The sequence below is a fragment of the Photorhabdus cinerea genome (genome assembly GCF_011189575.1).
GTDB classification, from domain to species: Bacteria; Pseudomonadota; Gammaproteobacteria; order Enterobacterales; family Enterobacteriaceae; genus Photorhabdus; species Photorhabdus cinerea.
The window spans coordinates 202232-226220 of sequence record NZ_PUJW01000006.1; the positions used below are offsets into that span (position 1 = coordinate 202232).

A 23989-nucleotide genomic window follows, 5' to 3' on the forward strand; every position below is an offset into this window, starting at 1 on the left:
GGATAATTATCCCATCGCTTAATCTAACCGTAAAGAGGTTTAGATGTCTAGATGTGTTGACGTCTATTGTGGTAGGGGATATTCTTCCTTGACTCAATTTATGGCAGACAGTGGTAACTGATATGACACGCAAACAGGCAACGATAGCAGTTCGCAGTGGGCTGAATAATGATGAGCAATACGGCTGCGTTGTTCCACCTATTTATCTTTCCAGTACTTATAATTTTACTGATTTCAATCAGCCGAGGACACATGATTATTCCCGAAGGAGCAATCCTGGTCGTGATATGGTGCAGCGAGCATTGGCTGAATTGGAGGGAGGGGTAGATGCTGTAATGACCAGCAGTGGCATGTCAGCGATTCACCTATTATGCACTGTTTTTCTAAAGCCTGGCGATCTGTTGGTTGCTCCTCATGACTGTTATGGCGGTAGCTACCGATTGTTTGACAGTCAGAGTAAACGTGGTGCTTATGAAGTCGCTTTTGTCGATCAGGGAGATGAACAGGCGTTAAAGCGAGTATTGTCCAGAAAGCCAAAGTTGGTATTGATTGAAACGCCGAGTAATCCTTTATTACGTATCGTAGATATTGCTCGTATATGTCAGCTTTCCCATGAAGTGGGTGCGACAGTCATTGCTGATAATACTTTTCTGAGCCCAGTATTACAGAAACCTCTGGAATTAGGAGCGGACCTGGTTGTTCATTCCTGTACTAAATACCTTAACGGGCATTCTGATGTCATTGCCGGAGCGATTATTGCAAAGGATAAAGATATAGCCACGGAGCTTGCTTGGTGGGCAAATAATATTGGTGTAACTGGTGCAGCGTTTGATAGTTATCTGCTGCTGCGAGGAATACGTACCTTATCGCCACGGGTACTTTTACAGCAAAATAATGCGCTGGAGATTGTGAATTATCTTCAACAGCAACCGTTGGTGAAAAAGCTTTTTTACCCTTCTTTGAAAGATCATCCAGGACATGAAATTGCTTGTAAGCAGCAATCTGGTTTTGGCTCAATGATAAGTTTTGAGTTAGATGGTAGTGAACAGGCGATACGCTGTTTTCTGTCTGAGTTAAAATTATTTACTTTGGCGGAATCATTAGGCGGTGTGGAAACTTTAATTTCCCATACGGCAACAATGACTCATGCGGGAATGTCAGCCCAGGCAAGGGCGGAAGCGGGGATTACGGATTCACTATTGCGTGTTTCTGTGGGTATCGAAGATAGTCAGGATTTAATCACTGATTTAGAAAATGCATTTCAGGCAGTAGTAAAGGAGTGACCATGAGTGCACTGGCAGTAGCAGGGGCGGAAAATGGCCGCCAATTACATAAGTTTGGTGGCAGTAGTCTTGCGGATGTGAAATGTTATCAACGGGTAGCTAAGATTATGGTTAATTACAGCCAACCCGGTGATTTAATGGTGGTATCCGCGGCAGGCAGCACAACTAACCAGTTAATTAACTGGCTTAAGCTCAGTCAGAACGACCGTATTTCTGCCCATCAGGTACAGCAGATTCTGCGCCGTTATCAGCAGGATCTTATCAAGGGGTTGCTACCTGAAACTGTTGCTGAAGAATTGGTGAAGAGTTTTATTGCTGATCTTGAAAGATTGAGTGCATTACTGGATAAGCCGGTTAGTGATGTGACTTATGCGGAAGTTGTTGGTCATGGGGAGATTTGGTCTGCTCGTCTGATGTCAGCTGTGCTAGAAGCTCAGGGGATTCCTAGCGCTTGGGTGGATGCCCGTCAGTTTTTACGCGCCGAGCGGACAGCTCAGCCACAAATTGATGTTGCACTTTCTCAGCCATTGTTGGGTCAGTTGTTAACTCAAAATCCAAATAAGAGACTGGTTGTAACGGGTTTTATCTCCAGTAATCATGATGGAGAAACGGTTCTGTTGGGACGTAATGGCAGTGACTACTCTGCAACTCAGGTTGGTGCTTTGGCTGGGGCGAAACGAGTGACTATCTGGAGTGATGTTGCTGGTGTTTACAGTGCTGATCCAAGAAGAGTGAAAGATGCTTGCCTGTTACCTTTATTGCGTTTGGATGAAGCTAGCGAGCTGGCCCGTCTTGCTGCACCTGTGTTGCATACTCGTACTTTGCAGCCTGTTTCCGCCAGTGATATTGATCTGCTATTGCGTTGCAGCTACCAACCAGAGCAGGGTTCTACCCGTATTGAAAGAGTGCTGGCAACTGGGACTGGGGCAAAAATTGTTACCAGTCATGATGATGTTTGCCTGATTGAGCTGCATGTGGCTGTACATCATGATTTTAAACAGATCCATAAAGATATCGATTTGTTGTTAAAACAGGGACAAATTCGTCCGTTGGCAACAGGTATTCATCATGACTGTAATCTGATTCAGCTTTGTTACACTGCCGAAGTGGTGAATAGCGCTCTGAATGTTCTGGAAGATGCTGCGTTGCCTGGGAAACTCTCCCTGAGAAAAGGTCTGGCGCTGGTGGCTCTGGTTGGTGCAGGTGTATGTAAGAATCCATTGCATTGCCATCGTTTTTATCAACAACTTAAAGATCAGCCAGTAGAATTTATCTGGCATGCAGAGGATGGCATTAGCCTTGTTGCTGTGCTGCGAACCAATCAGACTGAACATGTAATTCAGGGGTTGCACCAGAGTTTGTTCCGTGCTGAAAAGCGGATTGGTCTGATTTTGTTCGGTAAAGGAAATATCGGCTCTCGTTGGTTGGAGCTATTCACCCGCGAGCAGAAAAATATTTCTGCTCGCAGTGATTTTGAATTTATTCTGACGGGGGTGGTAGATAGTCGCCGAAGTTTGCTTGATTATCAGGGGATTGATGCCAGTCGGGCATTAGCTTTCTTTGATAATGAGGCGATAGAGCATGATGTTGATGAGCTGTTCTTGTGGATGCGAGCGCATCCTTATGATGATTTAGTGATCTTGGATGTGACGGCTAGTGAAGAGTTGGCTCAATGTTACACCGATTTTGCCAGCTACGGTTTCCATGTTATCAGTGCTAATAAAATTGCTGGTTCTTCCAGTAGTAATGATTATCGTCTTATCCGTGATGCATTCGCTAAAACAGGTCGTCACTGGTTTTATAATGCGACAGTGGGTGCTGGCTTACCGATCAACCATACCGTGAGAGATTTACGAGAAAGTGGCGATACCATTCTGTCGATCAGCGGGATTTTCTCCGGTACATTATCCTGGCTGTTTCTACAATTTGATGGCTCCGTGCCATTCAGTGACTTAGTTGAGCAAGCGTGGCAGCAGGGATTGACAGAACCTGATCCACGTATTGATCTATCTGGTCAGGATGTGATGCGTAAATTAATTATCCTCGCGCGTGAAGCGGGGTATGAGATTGAACCAGAGCAAGTACGTGTTGAGTCACTCGTCCCGAAAGAAGCAGAATCAGGTTCTATTGAGCAATTCTTTGATAACAGCGGTGTTATTAATGAGCAGATGGTACAGCGATTGGCCGCAGCACAGGAAATGGGTATGGTGTTGCGTTATGTTGCTCGTTTTAATGCGAACGGTAAGGCAAAAGTAGGTGTTGAGGCGGTATGTCCTGATCACCCGCTGGCTTCCTTGTTACCATGTGACAATCTATTTGCAATTGAGAGCCGCTGGTATCGTGATAATCCGTTGGTGATCCGCGGACCAGGTGCGGGTCGTGATGTGACAGCAGGCGCGATTCAATCTGATCTTAACCGTTTGTCACAGCTGCTTTGAGTTGCAAAACTTTCACTTTATCTGATGTGATTTCCTTCGCTTGATATTCGAGGAAACGTGAGGAAGGTTGCTCTGAGAAGGGAGCTCTTCCTCATTGTTGTCTTGGGCATTTTGATCTGCCAAATCGATGTAAACATAACCAAATATCTATTGATGAATTTTTTTCCTGTTCAGGATGAATATTACTCACTCGCTTAACCCAAATTTGTTGTTGACTAAAAAATGCCAATCCTTCATCTTATTTAGACGTCTAAACGTATAGGTGTTTAGATGTTTAAATGAGAGTGGCTGGCAGATTATAAGATAGAAAATTATTCCGTTTGTTAACGAGGTGCAGGGTATGAGTTTTTTTCACGCTAATCAGCGAGAGGCGCTGAATCAGAATCTGGCTGAACTGGAAGGGCAGATCCGTGTTTCATTTGAATTCTTTCCACCGCGTACAGTAGAGATGGAAAAAACCCTGTGGAAATCCATTGGCCGACTGAGCACCCTTAAGCCTAAATTTGTTTCCGTTACTTATGGTGCTAACTCTGGTGAACGTGATCGAACCCATAGCATTATCAAGGGAATAAAAGAAAAAACGGGTCTTGAGGCGGCCCCACACCTTACTTGCATTGATGCCAGCCGTGATGAATTGCGCAAAATAGCCCGTGATTACTGGAATAATGGTATTCGTCATATTGTGGCTTTACGTGGTGATTTACCGGATAACAGTGAAAAACCCAAAATGTACGGGGTTGATCTGGTTGAGTTACTTAAGGAAGAAGCTGATTTTGATATTTCAGTTGCTGCATATCCTGAAGTTCATCCTGAAGCGAAAAGTTCCCAAGCTGATTTGATTAGCCTGAAACGGAAAATTGATGCTGGTGCAAGCCGTGCTATTACTCAATTCTTCTTTGATGTGGAGAGTTATCTGCGTTTTCGTGACCGTTGTGTTGCTGCCGGGATTGATGTGGAAATTGTTCCAGGAATTCTGCCGGTATCTAACTTCCGTCAGCTTCAGCGTTTTGCTGTAATGACCAATGTTCGTATTCCGAGCTGGATGACCAGAATGTTTGATGGGTTAGATTATGATCCTGAAAGTTCTAATCTGGTTGGTGCTTCTATTGCAATGGATATGGTGAAGATTTTAAGCCGTGAAGGTGTGAAAGATTTCCACTTTTATACCTTGAACCGTGCGGAACTGAGTTATGCAATCTGTCATACTTTGGGTGTTCGTCCTTAATAGTTAATCGTTAATCGTTGGCTCTTACTAAGAAAAACGCTTAGTAAGAGCATCTTTTTTGCGGCCTTACTTCGATAAAGGATAAACTTTCATTTGTTTATAGGACAATAAGATTAATATATTTAAATATAATGTGTTTATGTTTCTGATGATCTGAATTCCTTTCAGAGTTCATCGGAGATTAGTTATTGGTCGCGAATAGTTTTTTCATTAGCGAAATAAAGCGTTATACCTATCTATTTATAGACCATTACCTTTGGGATAGGTTCTTATTTGCTTAATAGAGCGTCATTGAATTATCGCGGCATGCAATGATGAAGAAGAGATGCTCAAGATACTTGAATTTGTCATGCAGAGTCACTGAGGATAAACCATCGGCGTCAATATCTGTGCGTAAAAATGAACAAGGGCGGTTTTCCGGCCCTTGCAGATTTAAGTGAATTTCAGCAGGTTAAAGAATGCTAATCTGTACTGACATGGTATTTTGAGGCCAATTAGCAGAAGTGTTCTGGTATCTGAAGATACCATTCTGGTAACCGTCTAGGATGTATTCCTTAAGGAAGCCAGCCACAATTTGGCCTCCAGCACACGGCCAAGTGTAGTACCCGTTTGTAATGCAAACTGGCGTAGAAGAGTACAGCGAGTATGGCAGCATACCGCTGTTCATCCAAGCAAAGGAATTGTATCCGTAGCCAATTTCCAGAACGGCGGCGCGGAGCTGTTGCCCTCCGTGATTGCAGTTCGTTACCGGCAAGTTGGAAGTGTATTCCCATCCGCAATTCGTCGAGCCAACGGCATAGACCCACATATTGGTGAGCGGAGGTGCTGGGATGTAAGCTAGCTCAGATTTAGTGTTGAGCTCTTTCTCTTCGACCCGGATGGGATTCTCAGGGTTAGGCAGCAGCGGTGATTGCGCTGTCAGAGCATTTTGAGCAGCAGGGACCTCCTTCAGTTGTTCTGTTTGGGTTTGGGCATAGGCATTAACGCCAAACAAGGAAGCAAGAGATAACAAAATGGCAAATTTATTTTTCTTCATGATTTAATCCTCTTAGAAATGGAAGAGCACAATTCTAGGGAAGTGAGCAAAAATCACATTATCAAATTTTATTTATGTAATTAGAGGGGGTTAGTCTGTCATGGGCGCGTCTTTGCTTATCTCATCGCGGAACAGGGCTGGGTAAATTATAAGGAATTATTCTTTAACAAAACTGTGGAATTTTCTCCCTAAATTCTCATTTAGAGCGAAGCAAACTTTTAGGATTAGGGAAAGATAGATAGCCAATAACCCATAGGGCTGACAATGAAAAGGGCGGTTTTCCGCCCCTTACAGATTTAAGCTAATTTCAGCAGGTTAAAGAATGTTAATCTGCACGGACATGGTATTCCAAGGCGAATTAGTGGAAGTGTTCTGGTACCTGAAGGTACCATTCTGGTTGCCGTCGAGGTTGTATTCATTAAGGAAACCAACCACAGTTTGGCCAGCAGTGCACGGCCAAGTGTAGTATCCGTTCGTAATACAAACTGTTTGAGAAGAGTACGTCGCTGATTTAGGCAGTATACCCCCATTCATCCAAGCAATGGGGTTGACCCCGTAGCCAATTTCCAGAACGGCGGCACGGAGCTGCTGTCCTCCGTGATCGCAGGTCGTCGCAAACAAGTTGGAAGTGTATTCCCATCCGCAATTCGTTGAACCAACGGCATAGACCCACATATTGGTTAGCGCAGGTGCGGGAGCATGAACAGACCCATCCTCGATTTTGAGATTCTGCTCTTCGGCTCGGATGGGACTTTTAGCGTTAGGCAGTAGCTGGGATTGCTCTATTAGGACTTTTTGAGCAGCCGGGACTGCTGGCAGTTGCTCTGTTTGGGCATAAGCATTAACACCAAACAAGGAAGCAAGAGATAGCAAAATGGCAAGTTTATTTTTCTTCATGATTTAACCCTCTTAGAAATGGAAAAATACAATTCTAGGGAAGTGAGAAAAAATCACATCATCAAACTTTATTTATGTAATTGGTGAGAATTAATCTGGCGTTATTGCATATTTTCTTGCCCTGTTGCGGAAAAAGGGTTGGATAAATGATAAGAGATTTTTCTCAAATCAGGCTTGGACGGGTGAGAAATAGTTTCTTTTTCGTTGTCTATTGAGCACATTTTATATGAGATTGCCTGGGGAAAAAGATACCAGTACTGTGCTCAATAATGTCATTATCGTTGCGCGGAGATTGCCTACTACTGACTGTTACTAACCTGTATTGCGCATTCCTGCTGCTATACCAGCAATAGTTACCATCAACGCCTGTTCGAGCTGTGGATCAGGATATTGTTGTTGACGGGAACGTAGTAATAGTTCTGCCTGTAGGACGTTTAATGGATCGGTATAAACATTACGCAGAGCGATTGATTCTGCAATCCACGGTAAATCTGCCATCAGGTGTTCATCCTTGGAAATGGCTAATACTATCTTAATATCCGCAGAAAGTTGCTCGCGTAGCCTCTGGCCTAACGGCCATAAGCTCTTATCTACCAAACGATGATCGTAATATTCCGTCAACCACAAATCAGCTTTGGCGAAGACCATTTCTAGCATACCAATGCGAGTGGTAAAGAAAGGCCAATCATGGCTCATTTCTGCCAGTACATCCTGTTTACCATCATTCACCACTTTTTGTAGCGCAGTGCCTGCACCTAACCAGGCTGGTAACATCAAGCGGTTCTGTGTCCAGGCGAAGATCCACGGGATAGCGCGTAGACTTTCTACCCCTCCTGTAGGACGGCGTTTGGCAGGGCGAGAGCCCAAAGGCAGTTTAGCTAATTCCTGTTCTGGTGTTGCCGCGCGGAAATAAGGCACAAAATCGGGCTGTTCACGCACATAATCACGATACATCTGGCAAGAAACATCAGACAGGGTATCCATCACCTGATGCCATTCCGGTTTAGGTTCCGGTGGTGGCAGTAGGTTTGCTTCCAGAATGGCACTGGCATACAACGCTAAGCTACTGATAGTGACCTGTGGAAGACCGAATTTAAAGCGGATCATTTCACCTTGTTCGGTTACACGTAGACCTCCTTTCAGACTTCCTGGTGGTTGAGAAAGCAGCGCTGCATGTGCTGGTGCACCGCCGCGGCCAATAGTACCGCCACGACCGTGAAACAAAGTCAGTGTGACGCCCTCTTTTTCACAGACTTTGATTAAGGCATCCTGCGCTCGGTATTGCGCCCATGCAGCAGCCATGACTCCGGCATCTTTTGCTGAGTCAGAATAACCAATCATCACCATCTGTTTATCCTGAATCAGTGAGCGATACCACTTAATATTCATCAATTGCTGAATGACATTGTCGGCATTATTCAGGTCATCTAGGGTTTCGAACAGTGGGGCAACGGGGAAGGTGAATGGGCAACCGGCTTCTTTCAATAGCAAGTGAACAGCTAATACATCAGAAGGTGCTTTAGCCATTGAAATAACGTAAGCCGCGATGGCATCTTGAGGGGATTCCGCAATGACTTTACAGGTTGAGAAAACTTCTTGAGTTTCATGGCTTGGTTGCCAGTTATGTGGAAATAGTGGACGTTTGGAATGCAGCTCATGCAGTAGGAAAGCCTGTTTCTCTTCTTCTGACCAACTGGTGTAGTCACCTAGTTCCAAATATTGTGTCAATTCAGAAATGGCGGTTGTATGGCGGGCGCTTTCTTGACGCACATCAAGGCGTACCAGAGATAGGCCAAAACAACGGATGCGGCGCAAGATATCTAATAATTGACCATTGGCAATGATTTCCATCCCACAGGTTCTTAATGACTGATAACAGGCGTAAAGTGGTTGCCAGAGCTGTTCATTATCCACCAGCAAATCAGTTGGTGGCAGAACTTGCTCTCCTGTCAGTTGTTTCTCTAAATAGGTCAGCGTATTGCTGAGTTGTGTCCGCAGTTTTTTAGCGATTTCTCGATAAGGTTCCAGAACTTCATCACCACCTGCCAGTTTACGAACTTCTGGTGTACATTCGGACATGGATAGTTCAGAAACCAGAACCTGAATATCTTTCAGGAATAGATCGGCTGCTTTCCAGCGGCTAAGTAGTAACACATGGCGAGTCACTTCAGCCGTTACGTTTGGATTACCATCTCGGTCGCCGCCCATCCAGGAAGTAAAGCGGATAGGTACCGCTTCGACCGGTAGGCTATAATTGATTGACTCTTCCAGTTGTTCATTGAATTCACGTAGGAATGCTGGAACACCCTCCCACAAACTGTTTTCCACCATCGCGAATCCCCATTTAGCTTCATCAATTGGGGTAGGACGGATTTTGCGGATTTCATCGGTATGCCATGACTGAGCAACTAACTGGCGCAGACGGCGCATAATGTTGTTACGTTCATAATCCGCCAGATCATCGTGGTCTAATTGCGACAGACAGGTGTTAACTGCTACCAGCTTATGGATCAATGTACGACGTGCGATTTCAGTTGGGTGAGCGGTGAGAACTAGTTCAATAGACAGTTCATTTACTGCTTTTTTCAGGTCGTCGTTATTGAAGTTTTTTTCTTTTAAGTGAGTGAATAATTTCGCTAATGCAACCGGGTTGCTGGCAGCTTCACCGTGTGGGGAGATGCTGTGATACTGTTCTGCGACGTTTGTCAGGTTGAGAAATTGGTTGAAAGCGCGGGCCACTGGCAACAGTTCATCATTAGATAGGTTTTGTAATGTAGATAATAGCTGCTGGCGGTGTTCTTCATTGCCGGCGCGGGATGATTTGGATAATTTACGGATATTCTCGACTTTGTCGAGAATATCTTCCCCTAGCGCTTCTTTGATCGTGTCTCCGAGCAGCTTACCTAGCATGCTGACATTACTGCGCATTGCGGAATATTGTTGGTTCATGTGAATCTTGGCCTTTATTGCTGGCAGAATGTTGATTCTGTTCCTGTAGAAAAATTTTAGTAAAGTGGCGTAAAATTGTTTTTGTGACGCCACAGTTTTGCACTTACCCTAAGCATGATATTCATATCAGAAAATAATCAGTTTGGGAGAAATTTCTAAAATTTAATGACCGGTTATGTTCTATAAGTATTACTTATATGCCAGAAAGCTTAGGAAACGTGCTTTTGTTGCTTGCTCTAATGTTTGAGTCCCCCTGATTTTTAGGGGGACACGTTGAAACAATTAATTATTGTTCAGACAAAAATGATCGACTAATTGAGAAATTATCTTTCTGGTAGGTTCAATGAATGACATATCAATAAATTCATCTGGCTGGTGTGCCTGCTCAATAGAGCCTGGGCCAAGGACTAAAGTTGGACATAATTCTTGAATGAATGGCGCTTCGGTACAGTAGTTCACTGTTTCAGCTCTACGGCCTAGCAGTTTTTCTATTACATCGACCATCTTGTGGTCTGTTGGGCATTCATAACCAGGAATGGGGGGATGTAATTCATTGATAGTCAGACGGCCAGGCCACCGTTGTTTCACTGGTTCCAAGGCTTCATTTAACAGTCCATTCAAATCTTGTAACGTCAGCCCTGGCAACGGGCGAATATCCATATGCAATTCACAATGTGCACAAATACGGTTCACCGCGTCACCTCCATGAATATAGCCGAAGTTCATTGTCGGGTATGGAATGGCAAATGCTGGATTGTTGTAACGCTCTTTGAGCGTATTGCGTAACTCAATCAGATGACCAATAGATTCATGCATCAAATCAATGGCGTTTATCCCACGGGCTGGATCACTAGAGTGTCCTGATTGGCCGATAATGCGGATAGCGTTCGATAAGTGTCCTTTGTGTGCACAGATAGGCTGCAATGATGTTGGTTCGCCGATAATGGCGAAATCTGGCTGGATAGTTGCACTTGCTGCAAAATAACGAGCACCAGCCATTGTTGTTTCTTCATCTGCGGTAGCTAGAATGTACAGTGGACGGGTCATCTTACTGACATCAATATCTCGCAAGGCATCAATGATAAAAGCGAAAAAGCCTTTCATATCTGCTGTACCCAACCCGTACAGTTTGTTATCGCGTTCTGTTAGGGTGAAAGGATCTTTAGTCCAGAGTCCTTCGTCAAAAGGTACGGTATCAGTGTGTCCACACAGCAGTAACCCACCTGGGCCACTTCCCAGAGTCGCCAGTAAATTATATTTTCCGTGGATTTCGGGTACGGGCTGTATCTCAATCTCGAAACCAATTTCCTTTAACCAGCTTGCCAGAAGGTTGATTAAAGGCTCATTACTTTGATCAATGCTGGCATCGCTAGCACTGATAGATGGAGTAGCGATTATCTGCCGAAATATCTCAATAAATGGAGGTAATTTAATGTTCACTGTTGACAGCCTTTATTCATGATAGTATCAATATTCATGCATTTTTTTTGAATAAAAATACATTATCCCGTTTAAATACTGAACACAAGGTAAAGATATCTTATGTTGAATACGCTGGTTGTTGGTGCAAGTGGTTATACCGGAGCAGAACTGGCAGCATATCTGCATCGTCACCCGCATACAAATCTGATTGGACTGATGGTTTCTGCCCAAAGTGTTGATGCTGATAAATGCTTCTCAGATTTACATCCACAGTATAAAGGCATCATTGATCTGCCATTGCAACCACTTACTGACATCACTGATGTTGCTAAAGGAGTTGATGTGGTTTTCCTTGCCACTGCCCATGAGGTCAGTCATGACATTGTGCCTGTGTTTCTGGCAGCTGGTTGCATAGTGTTCGATCTTTCCGGTGCCTATCGCGTACAAAACACGCAGATTTATCAACAATACTATGGATTTAAACATAAACATATTCAATGGTTAGAACAAGCTGTATATGGACTTGCTGAATGGCAGGCTGAAAAAGTCAAACAGGCCCAGTTGATTGCCATTCCGGGGTGCTATCCAACGGTTTCTCAACTTTCCCTGAAGCCACTACTGGAAAATGGCTTGCTAGATACCAACTACTGGCCGGTGATTAATGCCACTAGTGGCGTGAGTGGGGCAGGGCGGAAGGCTACCATGACTAACAGTTTCTGTGAGGTTAGCTTGCAACCTTATGGGATATTTACCCATCGTCATCAACCAGAGATTGAAGAACATCTGGGTACCAGAGTGATTTTTACTCCACATCTTGGGAATTTCGTGCGGGGTATTTTGGCCACAATTACCTGTAAATTGAAGCCAGGTGTTACCTCTGGGCAGATTAATGAGGCTTATCAACAGGCATATAAAGATAAGCCATTAGTGCGGCTCTACAGTAAAGGGGTGCCGGCGCTGAAATCGGTTGTTGGATTGCCGTTCTGTGATATCGGTTTTGTTGTACAGGGTGATCACCTGGTTATTGTGGGTACTGAGGATAATCTCTTGAAAGGTGCATCAGCTCAGGCAGTTCAGTGTATGAATATACGTTTTGGGTTTGAAGAAACTCAGGCATTACTTTAATTATTGGCGTGAGGGAGTAGAGCAGATGGAACCTTTAGTCATAAAGTTAGGTGGCGTGTTACTGGATAATGAAGAAGCACTGGAACGTGTGTTTACTGCATTACAAGAGTATCGGAAAACACACAAACGTCAGTTGGTTATTGTTCATGGTGGTGGTTATCTGGTAGATGAAATGATGCAGAAGTTGCAACTGCCCGTGGTGAAAGAGCTAGGATTGCGGGTGACACCGTCCGATCAAATTGGGATTATCACTGGTGCACTGGCAGGTACAGCCAATAAAACTCTGCTGTCGTGGGCGACTAAATATCAGTTGGCATCAGTTGGATTATATTTAGGCGATGGTAATGTAGTCACAGTTTCCCAACTGAGTGAAGAGCTAGGGCATGTAGGAAAAGCGATGCCAGGTGATGCTAACTTGCTGAAAATTTTGCTGGATGCTGGCTATATGCCGATTATCAGTTCAATTGGTGTGACTGATAAAGGGGAACTGATGAATGTGAATGCAGATCAAGCAGCGACGGCGATAGCTCAAACGTTGTCTGCTGATTTGGTACTGCTGTCTGATGTTAGTGGGATTCTGGATGGTAAAGGGCAGAAGATATCTGACATGAATGCTCAAAAAGCAGAGCAACTTATTATACAAGGCATCATTACTAACGGCATGATTGTGAAGGTGAATGCAGCTCTAGATGCAGCTAGGACATTAGGTCGCCCAGTAGATATCGCCAGTTGGCGTCATGCGGACCAACTGACTGCTTTATTTAACGGTATTCCCGTCGGTACTCGTATTCTGGCTTAAATCAGTTTGATTAATTTTCGGCAAGGCTTTGCTGATGAACAACAACGGAATTTCAAAGGGTAACTTCATGCATACTAAAGACATTAAGAAAATAGTTCTCGCATATTCTGGTGGTCTGGATACTTCTGCCATTATTCCTTGGTTAAAAGAGCATTATGACAACTGTGAAGTTGTCGCTTTTGTCGCAGATGTAGGCCAAAGCCGTGAAGACTTGGAGGGGGTGGAGCAGAAAGCTCTGCGCTCTGGTGCATCGGCTTGTCACGTTGTCGATCTACGTGAAGAGTTCATCAAAGATTATGTTTATCCGGTACTGAAAACCGGCGCGCTGTATGAAGGTAGCTATTTGCTGGGAACTTCAATGGCGCGGCCAATTATTGCTAAAGCACAGGTTGAACTAGCGCTGCAAGTGGGAGCAGATGCACTGGCTCATGGTGCAACAGGTAAGGGCAACGATCAAGTTCGATTTGAAAGTACTTATACTGCATTAGCCCCCCAGTTGAAAGTGGTAGCACCTTGGAGAGAGTGGGATTTACGTTCTCGTGAAGCATTGTTGGATTATTTGAAAGAGCGGGATATTCCGACTACAGCAACACTTGAGAAGATTTACAGTCGTGATGAGAATGCATGGCATATTTCTACAGAAGGTGGAGTATTGGAAAGTACCTGGAATGCATCTAATAAAGATTGCTGGGTATGGACGGCAGAGCCAGAAGAAGCACCAAATGAAGCTGAGCTGGTAAACGTCACTATTGAGAAAGGCGAAGTGATTGGGATTAATGGTAAGGTATTACCTCCATATCAATGCCTTGAAGAGTTGAATATTTTAGGTGCAAAACATGGTATCGGTCGGATCGATATTGTGGAAAACCGCTTGGTAGGTATGAAATCCCGCGGCTGTTATGAAACTCCAGGAGGAACGATCATGATGGCTGCGTTGCGTGGTGTCGAACAATTGGTTTTAGACCGTGATAGTTTTAAATGGCGTCAACAACTTGGATTGGAAATGTCTTATGTCGTTTATGACGGACGTTGGTTTGCTCCGTTGCGTCAGTCTATTCAAGCAGCTGCTGAGGTTTTGGCAACAGATGTTAGCGGTGAAGTGGTACTGAAACTTTATAAAGGTCAGGTGACAGCTATCCAGAAGAAATCAGCAAACAGCCTTTATTCTGAAGAATTTGCAACGTTTGGTGAAGATGAAGTCTATGATCACAGCCATGCAGAAGGGTTTATACGTCTGTATTCTCTCCCTTCACGTATTAGGGCATTAAATAGTAAGAAGTAATTTCATCGTCCATGGTAACGGGAATAATGGCCAGATTGTGAATCCATCCTTGGGTTGACTCTTCTGGCCTATTATTTCCACTTTGTGAATAAAATTGCGGTTTATAAAAAGGCAATAATCACTCAGACATCAGATAATCAGGAACGAAAATATGGCACTTTGGGGTGGACGTTTCAGTCAGGAAGCAGATCAACAGTTCAAACAGTTTAACGATTCATTACGTTTTGATTACCGGCTGGTGGAACAGGATATTACGGGGTCAGTTGCATGGTCAAAAGCGTTGGTGACGGTTGATGTACTGACGGCTGAGGAACAACAAAAACTAGAGCTGGCATTAAATGAGCTACTAAACGAAGTGCAAGCTAATCCACGAGCCATCTTGCAAAGTAATGCAGAAGATATTCATAGTTGGGTGGAAGAGCAGTTGATCAGCAAAGTCGGTGATTTGGGTAAAAAGCTCCATACTGGCCGTAGCCGTAATGATCAGGTGGCGGCAGATCTCAAACTTTGGTGTAAAAAGCAAATTACACATATTCATCAGGCAATTGTGGCATTACAGCAGGCATTGGTTATTACCGCAGAGAACAATCAAGATGCGGTGATGCCTGGCTATACTCATCTGCAAAGAGCACAGCCTGTCACATTTGCTCATTGGTGCCTGGCTTATACAGAAATGTTGGCTCGTGATGAAAGCCGGTTACAGGATGCGTTAAGACGACTGGATATTAGTCCGCTTGGATGTGGTGCATTGGCAGGAACTGCTTATGATATTGACCGTGAACAACTTGCATCGTGGTTGGGTTTTGCTTCTGCAACCCGTAACAGCCTGGATAGTGTTTCAGATCGTGACCATGTATTGGAATTGTTATCTGATGCTAGCATCAGCATGATCCACCTCTCTCGTTTCGCTGAAGACCTAATTTTCTTTAACAGTGGCGAAGCAGGGTTTATCGAACTGTCCGATCGGGTAACTTCCGGTTCTTCTCTGATGCCCCAGAAGAAAAACCCAGATGCATTGGAGTTAATTCGTGGGAAATGTGGCCGGGTCCAAGGTGCGTTGACCGGTATGATGATGACTTTGAAGGGCTTACCACTTGCCTATAATAAAGATATGCAGGAGGACAAAGAAGGGTTGTTCGATGCGTTAGACACTTGGTTGGATTGCTTGCATATGGCAGCGCTGGTGTTGGATGGAATACAGGTGAGGCGTTCACGTTGTGAAGAAGCAGCTAAACAAGGCTATGCCAATGCAACCGAACTGGCTGATTATCTGGTTGTAAAAGGTGTTCCATTCCGTGAAGCTCACCATCTTGTCGGGGAAATCGTAGTTATGGCGCTTGCTCAGGGTAAGGCATTGGAAGCGTTGTCATTAGCAGAGTTGCAGAAATTCAGCCGTACAATTACTGAAGATGTATACGATATTTTGTCTCTGCAATCTTGTTTGGATAAGCGCCTTTCAAAAGGTGGCGTATCACGAAAACAGGTCATGAAAGCGATTTCAGATGCTAAACAGAGATTGAAACTAGATCAGTAATAGTCAGCAGGGGGTATGAATATATCTCCTGTAAAAATAAATAAGATCTTTACATATAAGTTTTTAAGGATTATTTGATAGTTTTTTCCTCACATTGATATAATTATTTATTGGTAGTTTCTATCACTTATATTAAATATGTTGAGGTTGGGAATGAATATCCGCGATCTGGAATATCTTGTGGCTCTTGCGGAGCATAGGCACTTTCGCCATGCTGCCGATTTTTGCCACGTCAGCCAGCCTACGTTGAGCGGGCAAATTCGTAAGCTTGAGGATGAGCTAGGTGTAATGCTATTGGAGCGTACCAGCCGTAAGGTTTTGTTCACTCAGCAAGGGATGTTATTAGTGGAACAAGCTAAAACAGTTCTCCGTGAGGTTAGGATCTTGCAGGAAATGGCGTCACTTCAGGGGGAAAATATGTCTGGCCCTCTGCATATTGGTTTGATCCCGACAATTGGCCCATATCTGTTACCGCATATTATTCCTGAGCTGCATTATTTGTTCCCTAAGCTGGAAATGTATCTGCATGAAGCTCAGACGCAAAGCCTGTTAGGCCAGTTGCATAGTGGCAAATTGGATTGTGCGATTCTGGCTATGGTCAAGGAGACGGAAGCGTTCATTGAAGTTCCGCTGTTTGAAGAACCTATGAAATTAGCAATCTATGATGATCATCTCTGGGCAGATCGGGAAAAAGTCTCTATGGATGAATTGGCCGGTGAGAAATTGTTGATGCTGGAAGATGGTCATTGCTTGCGCGATCAGGCAATGGGTTTCTGTTTTCAGGCTGGAGCGAAAGAAGATACACATTTCCGTGCAACTAGCTTGGAAACTCTGCGTAATATGGTTGCTGCTGGTAGTGGAATAACGTTATTGCCTGACTTAGCAGTGCCGCAGGAGAGAAAACGTGATGGTGTCTGTTATCTGAAATGTAGCAACCCTGAACCTAAACGGTCTGTCATTTTGATTTATCGCCCTGGTTCACCTCTGCGTAGTCGCTATGAGCAATTGGCAGAGGCGATTAAAGCTAAAATGAATGCTTATTACGGGCAATCAAAATAGCCGGTTCAGGCCATTCAAGGCCGCGACACGATAGGCTTCAGCCATGGTTGGATAGTTGAAAGTAGTATTGACGAAATATTCGATAGTATTACTTTCACCTTTTTGTTCCATAATAGCTTGACCGATATGAATGATTTCAGCGGCCCGCTCCCCGAAGCAGTGAATTCCAAGAATCTCTTTTGTTTCTCTGTGAAACAATATTTTCAAACTTCCTACGTTCATCCCTGCAATTTGAGCGCGCGCAAGGTGTTTAAATTGTGCGCGACCAACTTCGTAAGGCACTTTCATCGCAGTTAATTGTTGTTCTGTTTTTCCCACAGAACTGATTTCAGGAATGGTATAGATACCTGTTGGAATATCTTCAATTAGATGAACTTCTGCGCTGCCCTTGGTCATCGCTTGAGCGGCAATTCGGCCTTGATCATAAGCAGCGGATGCCAGGCTTGGATAACCGATAACATCTCCTACGGCATAGATATTTTCGTTGTTGGTTTGATAGATCTTATTGACCTTTAATAAACCGCGGCTATCTGCTTCCAGACCCACATTTTTCAGTCCTAAAGTATCGGTATTGCCTGTTCGACCGTTAGCATAAAGTAGACAGTCAGCTTTGACTTTTTTACCGGATTTGAGATGAACAATCACGCCATCATCAACACCTTCAATTTTAGAATATTCTTCATTGTGACGTATCACGACACCGCTATTCCAGAAATGGTAGGAAAGTGCGTCTGACATCTCTTGATCAAGGAAAGCCAGCAAGTGGTCACGGGTATTGATTAAATCAACTTTCACGCCTAATCCACGGAAAATTGAAGCATATTCACAACCAATCACCCCAGCGCCATAAATAATGACATGCCGTGGTTCATGATCCAGTTTCAGAATTGAATCACTGTTATAAATACGTGAATGTGTGAAATCAACATCCGGCGGGCAATAGGGGCGGGAACCTGTTGCGATAATAATCTTATCTGCACTTAAGATATCGTAGTTATCATCGGCATAACGCACACTTACCCGATGTTCATCAATAAAAGTGGCTTCCCCGGAAAACATACGGCACCCGTTGCGCTCGTAAAATCCCTGGCGCATTTTAGTTTGCTGATTGATGACAATTTCGGCACGGCGTAAGATTTCGGCAAATGAAGAACGAAGAATGCGGGAGTTATCACTGTACAGAGGATTTTGGTTAAATTCTATAATACGGCTGACAGCGTGGCGGAGGGCTTTGGACGGGATAGTACCCCAATGAGTACAACCACCTCCGACATTATTATAGCGTTCGATAACTGCAACGCTTTTACCCTGTTTCACCAGTCCCATTGCTGCTCCTTCCCCTCCGGGGCCGGAGCCAATGACAATGGCGTCAAAATGAATATGTTGCATAGAGGAAAGACCTGTTTTTACACAAAGTTACAACGCCATATTAACATTGGTTGACTTAATAACCCAAACGCCATAAAGATTTAGTGTCGCAGTTTCATGGTGAAACAGATCAGTATCAGTGACATGATAGGAGCATCATCATAAAATTTGGTTATATTCAGACAGAGATATCAGGATTCGTGTGAGTAACATTACTGGCGTCAGAGCGAAACAGAAAGAAAAAACCCGTCGTTCATTGATCGAGGCTGCATTCAGCCAACTGAGTGCTGAAAGGAGTTTTACCAGTCTTAGCTTGCGTGAAGTTGCCCGTGAAGCAGGTATTGCGCCAACTTCATTTTATCGTCATTTCCGTGACGTTGATGAATTGGGACTTACTATGGTTGATGAGAGTGGCTTGATGCTGCGTCAGTTAATGAGGCAAGCCCGGCAACGTATTGCGAAAGGTGGCAGTGTTATCCGTACTTCTGTTTCAACTTTTATGGAATTTATTGGTAATAATCCAAACGCATTCCGATTATTATTACGTGAACGCTCAGGTACTTCTGCTGAATTCCGTGCTGCTGTAGCACGGGAAATCCAACATTTTATTGCTGAGCTGGCAGACTATTTGGAGCAAGAAAGTCATATGCCGAGACATTTTACTGAAGTACAGGCAGAGGCAATGGTAACAATAGTATTCAGTGCAGGTGCAGAAGCACTGGATATTGATTTGGAGAAAAGACAGCGTTTGGAAGAACGTTTAGTCTTGCAACTACGGATGATTGCTAAAGGTGCATATTATTGGTATCGCAGAGAAATGAATCCACCGGACCCTAAACTTAAATAACTATGAAGAAGGAGAACGAAATGATGGAACAATACCGCCAGGACAAAAGTACATTGTTACTTGCTTTGATTGTCGGATTAGCAACTAATGGAACGTTTTCAGCAGTTTTTAGCTCAGTTGTTTCTTTTTCAGTTTTCCCACTGATAACACTGGTTTTATCAATTTACTGTCTCCATCAGCGCTATTTGAATTACTCAATGCCAGATGGCATGCCTAAGTTGGTTGTCGCCTGCTTCCTGTTAGGATTATTTAGTTATAGTGCAATTATCAGGGTTGAATATCCTGAAATTGGTTCTAATTTTCTACCTGCGGTAATTGGTACCGTATTGGTGTTCTGGATTTATAGAAAAGTCAAAATCCGTAAAAACCAAGCAATTGTAGAAGGTTGCGATTAGTTGGTCAAAAGCGCCGCAAGGATAAAAAATATTTGCGGCGCTTTTGTTTTATATAGCGGTTCAATATTAACTTAATTTTTCCAAAAGTACGCCACATTCCATATGATGTGTATACGGGAACTGGTCGAATAGAGCTAGGCGACTGATTTTATGCGTTTGGGTTAATGTTTCTAAGTTGTGGCAAAGAGTTTCTAGGTTGCAGGAAATATAAAGAATTCGTGGATATGCCTGGACCATTTCAACAGTTTTTTTATCAAGGCCGCTACGTGGTGGATCGACAAAAATGGTTTCACATTGATAGCTTTTCAAATCGATTCCTTGAAGACGATTAAATTCGCGTTCGCCATTCATTGCTTGAGTAAATTCTTCGGCTGACATGCGGATAATTTGCACATTATCAATATTGTTGGCCGCGATATTATATTGAGCGGCTGCAACAGATGGCTTAGCAATTTCTGTTGCTAGTACTCTTTCAAAATTTTGAGCTAGCGCCAGAGAAAAATTACCATTACCGCAGTAAAGTTCAAGTAAATCGCCTTTTGAACCTTTGGTAATATCAATTGCCCATTCGAGCATATGAATATTGACGCTAGCATTTGGCTGGGTGAAACTGTTTTCCACTTGGCGGTAGATCATTTTCCGGCCTGCAACAGGCAAAACTTCATCAATATAATCATGATCCAACATGATTTTAGTTTTAGCTGCTCTGCCAATGAGTTCAACATCAAATCCTTTATTTCTTAACTGATTACGTAGTTTTAATGCTTGTTGTGTCCATTCGTCACTCAATTTTTTGTGATAAAGCAGAGAAACGAGGATTTTATTACTGCAAGTGGATAGATAATCAATCTGAAATAGCTTATGGCGCAGGGTCTGTTCAGATCTAATGGAGTCAATTAGTACTTCCATCATTTTGTTGATTAAGTTACTAGCAACGGGGAATTGAGTAATGCGAATACGCTGTTTCGTTTGTTGCTCAAACATAATGTGGTACAAATCATCCTGCTCATGCCAAATACGAAATTCTGCCCGCATTCTGTAATGAGATACTGGTGAGCGGAAAACCTCTGGCTCCGGGGTCTGGAAAGACGCCATCATGCTTTTTAAGCGGCTTACTTTCTCTGTAAGTTGTTGTTGATAACTTTCCGTTGGCAGGGGATTTTGCATTATGTTTGTTCTCTTATATCTGTAGTAAGAAAAATTTTCGTGCGAAATTGTAGGGAAAGAACAAAGGATGTCCAGTTTTCTTATTACTCATGCATGATCTTGTCTATGCTTACTATTATGAATAGGCTCAATGCTTCGTCGTAGCGTGTCCTTCTAACAATAAATTGTGGGATGTTTTCTCTACATGATAAATAAAAACCGATTTTTATTATCCGTTGTTTCAATCGTGGTGATCTCCGGTTGGAATTATTCCTCTGTTGCGGAGGGGCGGCAGGATTCATTGGTTGTTACGGCAAGTAGGTTTAAACAGCCTGTCTCAAGCATACTGGCTCCTTATACTGTTGTAACACGAGATGAAATTGAGCGTTGGCAATCAAATAGTGTAGCTGATATTTTACGCCGCCTGCCTGGTGTTGATATTGCGCGAAATGGTGGTATTGGACAGTTTAGTTCTCTGTTTATCCGTGGTACTGACTCTCGTCATGTATTGGTGCTGATGGACGGAATACGTTTAAATCAGGCAGGTGTCAGTGGTTCCTCTGATTTAAGCCAAATACCTATATCATTGGTTCAGAAAGTTGAGTATATCCGCGGACCACGTTCAGCTGTTTATGGCTCTGATGCGATTGGCGGTGTTATCAATATCATTACGACCAGAGAGAAACTGGGAACTAACCTCAACGTAGGTATCGGCTCACATGGTTACCAGATTTATGAGGGCGCAACCCAGCGAAAGTTGGCCGAAAATACTGTCATGACAGCAGCAGCTAGCTATACTTACACTAAAGGATATGATGTTGTTTCTGCTGGTAATACTGGTGGTTTCAGACAACCTGACCGTGATGGTTTTATGAGTAAAATGCTCTGGTTGGGAATAGATCAAAAATTTAATGAGCAATTCAGCGGATTTGCCCGTGCTTATGGCTATGATAATAGAACATCTTATGATGCCGATGTTAACTGGAATTATCCATATGCCAGGCCGGATACCCGTGAACTTTATAGCCGTCACTATGACGCAGGAATCCGATTTAACCAAGGGAGTTACTCGTCCCAACTAATCACAAGTTATAGTTATATAAAAGACTATGACTTTGATCCTAAATATGGACGCTATGACAAGTCCGCTACTCTGGGTGATTCTGAACAATATAACCTGCAATGGGGAAATACTTTTCAGTTATATCAGGGAATGGTGAGTACTGGTGTAGATTTTCAAAAACAGTCCATAGACGCAGGAACAAATTATATTCCGACGAATGAAACGGTACGTAATACAGGAATATATCTGACAGCACAGCAGCAATTAAAAGATTTGATTCTAGAAGGTGCCATTCGTTCAGATAAACATTCAGAAGCTGGCTGGAATACTACATGGCAAACCAGTGCAGGCTGGGAGTTTATTGAAGGTTATCGTTTGATTGTTTCTTATGGTACGGCGTTTAAAGCGCCGACGCTAAGTCAGATGTATGGTTTTGGTGGAAATTACGATTTGAAGCCCGAAGAAAGTAAACAATGGGAAGGTGGTATTGAAAGTGTAGCTGGCTTGCTGAATTGGCGTCTTTCTGTATATCGTAATGATATTGAGCAATTGATCGATTATACAAATAGTCACTACTACAATATTGGCAAAGTAAAAATTAAAGGTGTTGAGTGGACTGGCTCAATGGATACCGGCATATTCCAGCATCAACTGACATTACAATATATTGAGCCACGTAATAGTGAAACTAATGAAGTTTTAACTCGTCGTGCGAAGCAACAAGTGAAATATCAACTTGACTGGCAGTTATATGATTTTGATTGGGGGTTAACTTATCAATATCTGGGGCAGCGTTATGATAACGATTTCAGTACATATCCCGCTCAAAAAGTGAAATTAGGTGGTGTTAGCTTCTGGGATTTAGCTGTTTCATATCCGGTCACCTCTCACTTAACAATTCGTGGTAGAATAGCCAACCTGCTTGATAAAGATTACGAGACAGTTTATGGCTATCGCACTCCAGGACGTGAATACTACCTCACTGGGAGCTATAACTTCTGATTTGAATAAATTCGCTTGTCCGACAGTTTTAATATTTGACTCTGGTGTAGGTGGTTTATCTGTTTACCAAGAGATCCGGCAATTACTACCGGATCTCCACTATATGTATATTTTTGATAATGAAGCATTTCCTTACGGTGAGAAATCGGAAGAATTTATTGTTGAACGAATCGTTAAAATTGTTGACGCTGTTCAGCAAAAACATCCACTGGCAATAGTCGTTATTGCATGCAACACAGCAAGTACAGTTAGTTTGCCAGCTCTGCGCGAACGGTTCGGTTTCCCTGTGGTTGGAGTAGTTCCGGCAATAAAACCCGCCGCAAAGTTAACCCGTAATGGAATTATTGGATTGTTGGCCACCAGAGCGACAGTTAACCGCGCCTATACAAAAGAATTGATCGAAAGATTCGCGACAGATTGCCGGATTGAATCTATAGGCTCTGCTGAATTGGTAGAGTTGGCTGAAGTTAAATTGCATGGTGGTGAGGTCTCTTTCGACGCTTTAAAAAGAATATTGAGACCTTGGCTCAGAATGAAAGAACCGCCTGACACGATAGTATTGGGTTGTACTCATTTTCCACTATTGGCAGAAGAACTAATTCAGGTATTACCTAATGGTACACGCTTAATTGACTCCGGTGCAGCTATTGCCAGAAGAATAGCTTGGTTGGTTAGAAATCAGGAGAATCTTGTTTGTACCGCAGCAGATAGCCTTGCTTATTGTATGAAACAGGATGCTGATACTGATGCATTAATCCCCATTTTGCAGGAATATGGATTCTCAAAATTGAAAAAACTAGTAACTTAAATGAAATTGGATGAAATAATCGGCAGTCGTTGGTTTTTTTCAAATAAACACTTGCCAGCGCCGAAGAACGCCCTATAATGCGCCTCCACTGACCGACACCCCGCTGAGAAAAAAGCTGGTGGGGTCAGGCAGAGCAACGTGAATAAGCGCTTGACTCTGCGGGCGAACAGTGTAATATACGCAGCCCGGCTGACCGGGAACATGCGATTTTATGGCAGCCTGCTCTTTAACAATTAATCAGACAATCTGTGTGGGCACTCACAAGACGGTATCACAAAAAAATACTGACAAGTCTTGAAGAGTGAACAACA

At 43.4% G+C, this 23989-nt stretch carries 18 protein-coding genes; 12 read left to right on the forward strand and 6 right to left on the reverse strand.

The genetic code is table 11. The features are described 5' to 3' along the window. Positions 1-122: 122 nt before the first annotated feature. The 3 genes from metB (at position 123) to metF (ending at position 4946) form a co-directional block, all read left to right on the forward strand. The gene (metB, locus tag C5469_RS07995; protein ID WP_166304685.1) at positions 123-1283 is read left to right on the forward strand and encodes a cystathionine gamma-synthase; all 1161 of its coding nucleotides are present in this window, start codon (positions 123-125) and stop codon (positions 1281-1283) included. Between the two features lie 2 nt (positions 1284-1285). Next, entirely contained in the window at positions 1286-3721 is a 2436-nt protein-coding gene (locus tag C5469_RS08000) for a bifunctional aspartate kinase/homoserine dehydrogenase II (protein WP_166304687.1), read from the forward strand. Positions 3722-4061: 340 nt separating this feature from the next. After that, complete coding sequence (gene metF, locus C5469_RS08005; RefSeq protein ID WP_166304689.1) at positions 4062-4946, forward strand: methylenetetrahydrofolate reductase; 885 nt, start codon at positions 4062-4064, stop codon at positions 4944-4946. 451 nt (positions 4947-5397) lie between these two features. Here the strand turns inward: metF and C5469_RS08010 are convergent, their stop codons facing one another. From C5469_RS08010 to argE, 4 genes are all read right to left on the reverse strand, one after another. Then, positions 5398-5982, reverse strand: a complete 585-nt coding sequence (locus C5469_RS08010) for a YolA family protein (protein WP_166304691.1) — start codon at positions 5980-5982, stop codon at positions 5398-5400. Positions 5983-6297: 315 nt separating this feature from the next. After that, the gene (locus C5469_RS08015) at positions 6298-6879 is read right to left on the reverse strand and encodes a YolA family protein (protein WP_166304693.1); all 582 of its coding nucleotides are present in this window, start codon (positions 6877-6879) and stop codon (positions 6298-6300) included. Between the two features lie 312 nt (positions 6880-7191). Beyond that, the gene (ppc, locus tag C5469_RS08020) at positions 7192-9828 is read right to left on the reverse strand and encodes a phosphoenolpyruvate carboxylase (RefSeq protein WP_166304695.1); all 2637 of its coding nucleotides are present in this window, start codon (positions 9826-9828) and stop codon (positions 7192-7194) included. Between the two features lie 282 nt (positions 9829-10110). Further along, positions 10111-11268: an acetylornithine deacetylase gene (gene argE / locus C5469_RS08025; RefSeq protein WP_166304698.1), complete on the reverse strand. Its 1158-nt coding sequence runs from the start codon at positions 11266-11268 to the stop codon at positions 10111-10113. Positions 11269-11370: 102 nt separating this feature from the next. Here argE and argC point away from each other — a divergent pair, with 102 nt between their 5' ends. The 5 genes from argC to oxyR all read left to right on the forward strand — a co-directional run bounded on the left by argC (position 11371) and on the right by oxyR (position 17049). After that, on the forward strand, positions 11371-12375 hold the full coding sequence (gene argC / locus C5469_RS08030) for an N-acetyl-gamma-glutamyl-phosphate reductase (protein ID WP_166304701.1): 1005 nt from the start codon (positions 11371-11373) through the stop codon (positions 12373-12375). A 25-nt stretch (positions 12376-12400) separates the two neighbouring features. Further along, a complete protein-coding gene (gene argB / locus C5469_RS08035) occupies positions 12401-13174 on the forward strand; it encodes an acetylglutamate kinase (RefSeq protein ID WP_054477662.1) in 774 nt (257 codons plus the stop codon). A 67-nt stretch (positions 13175-13241) separates the two neighbouring features. Beyond that, entirely contained in the window at positions 13242-14456 is a 1215-nt protein-coding gene (locus tag C5469_RS08040; protein ID WP_166304704.1) for an argininosuccinate synthase, read from the forward strand. Between the two features lie 151 nt (positions 14457-14607). Continuing rightward, positions 14608-15990, forward strand: coding sequence for an argininosuccinate lyase (gene argH, locus C5469_RS08045; RefSeq protein WP_166304707.1), 1383 nt, complete (start codon positions 14608-14610; stop codon positions 15988-15990). Between the two features lie 153 nt (positions 15991-16143). Continuing rightward, positions 16144-17049 carry a DNA-binding transcriptional regulator OxyR gene (oxyR, locus tag C5469_RS08050; RefSeq protein WP_166304710.1) on the forward strand — a complete coding sequence of 302 codons (906 nt, stop codon included), beginning with the start codon at positions 16144-16146 and terminating at the stop codon, positions 17047-17049. On the opposite strand, the gene sthA is transcribed toward oxyR, so the two are convergent. After that, positions 17041-18438: a Si-specific NAD(P)(+) transhydrogenase gene (sthA, locus tag C5469_RS08055; RefSeq protein WP_166304713.1), complete on the reverse strand. Its 1398-nt coding sequence runs from the start codon at positions 18436-18438 to the stop codon at positions 17041-17043. The two genes, oxyR and sthA, sit on opposite strands and share 9 nt — an antisense overlap. Positions 18439-18628: 190 nt before the next feature. Here sthA and fabR point away from each other — a divergent pair, with 190 nt between their 5' ends. After that, positions 18629-19264, forward strand: coding sequence for an HTH-type transcriptional repressor FabR (gene fabR / locus C5469_RS08060; protein WP_166304736.1), 636 nt, complete (start codon positions 18629-18631; stop codon positions 19262-19264). 23 nt (positions 19265-19287) lie between these two features. Next, entirely contained in the window at positions 19288-19659 is a 372-nt protein-coding gene (locus C5469_RS08065) for a YijD family membrane protein (RefSeq protein WP_054477683.1), read from the forward strand. Between the two features lie 66 nt (positions 19660-19725). Here the strand turns inward: C5469_RS08065 and trmA are convergent, their stop codons facing one another. Then, positions 19726-20826, reverse strand: a complete 1101-nt coding sequence (gene trmA, locus C5469_RS08070; RefSeq protein ID WP_166304716.1) for a tRNA (uridine(54)-C5)-methyltransferase TrmA — start codon at positions 20824-20826, stop codon at positions 19726-19728. Between the two features lie 184 nt (positions 20827-21010). On the opposite strand from trmA, the gene btuB reads away from it, so the two are divergent. Together btuB and murI are read left to right on the forward strand one after the other, a co-directional pair. Further along, complete coding sequence (gene btuB, locus C5469_RS08075; RefSeq protein ID WP_166304718.1) at positions 21011-22870, forward strand: TonB-dependent vitamin B12 receptor BtuB; 1860 nt, start codon at positions 21011-21013, stop codon at positions 22868-22870. After that, entirely contained in the window at positions 22815-23678 is an 864-nt protein-coding gene (murI, locus tag C5469_RS08080; RefSeq protein WP_166304721.1) for a glutamate racemase, read from the forward strand. The genes btuB and murI overlap by 56 nt, the downstream gene beginning before the upstream one ends. The last annotated feature ends 311 nt before the right edge of the window (positions 23679-23989 follow it).

Coding starts and splice junctions, on each gene's coding strand:
- metB (WP_166304685.1), top strand. CDS start 123: ATGACACGCAAACAGGCAACGATAGCAGTTCGCAGTGGGCTGAATAAT.
- C5469_RS08000 (WP_166304687.1), top strand. CDS start 1,286: ATGAGTGCACTGGCAGTAGCAGGGGCGGAAAATGGCCGCCAATTACAT.
- metF (WP_166304689.1), top strand. CDS start 4,062: ATGAGTTTTTTTCACGCTAATCAGCGAGAGGCGCTGAATCAGAATCTG.
- C5469_RS08010 (WP_166304691.1), bottom strand. CDS start 5,982: ATGAAGAAAAATAAATTTGCCATTTTGTTATCTCTTGCTTCCTTGTTT.
- C5469_RS08015 (WP_166304693.1), bottom strand. CDS start 6,879: ATGAAGAAAAATAAACTTGCCATTTTGCTATCTCTTGCTTCCTTGTTT.
- ppc (WP_166304695.1), bottom strand. CDS start 9,828: ATGAACCAACAATATTCCGCAATGCGCAGTAATGTCAGCATGCTAGGT.
- argC (WP_166304701.1), top strand. CDS start 11,371: ATGTTGAATACGCTGGTTGTTGGTGCAAGTGGTTATACCGGAGCAGAA.
- argB (WP_054477662.1), top strand. CDS start 12,401: ATGGAACCTTTAGTCATAAAGTTAGGTGGCGTGTTACTGGATAATGAA.
- C5469_RS08040 (WP_166304704.1), top strand. CDS start 13,242: ATGCATACTAAAGACATTAAGAAAATAGTTCTCGCATATTCTGGTGGT.
- argH (WP_166304707.1), top strand. CDS start 14,608: ATGGCACTTTGGGGTGGACGTTTCAGTCAGGAAGCAGATCAACAGTTC.
- oxyR (WP_166304710.1), top strand. CDS start 16,144: ATGAATATCCGCGATCTGGAATATCTTGTGGCTCTTGCGGAGCATAGG.
- sthA (WP_166304713.1), bottom strand. CDS start 18,438: ATGCAACATATTCATTTTGACGCCATTGTCATTGGCTCCGGCCCCGGA.
- C5469_RS08065 (WP_054477683.1), top strand. CDS start 19,288: ATGGAACAATACCGCCAGGACAAAAGTACATTGTTACTTGCTTTGATT.
- trmA (WP_166304716.1), bottom strand. CDS start 20,826: ATGCAAAATCCCCTGCCAACGGAAAGTTATCAACAACAACTTACAGAG.
- btuB (WP_166304718.1), top strand. CDS start 21,011: ATGATAAATAAAAACCGATTTTTATTATCCGTTGTTTCAATCGTGGTG.
- murI (WP_166304721.1), top strand. CDS start 22,815: ATGGCTATCGCACTCCAGGACGTGAATACTACCTCACTGGGAGCTATA.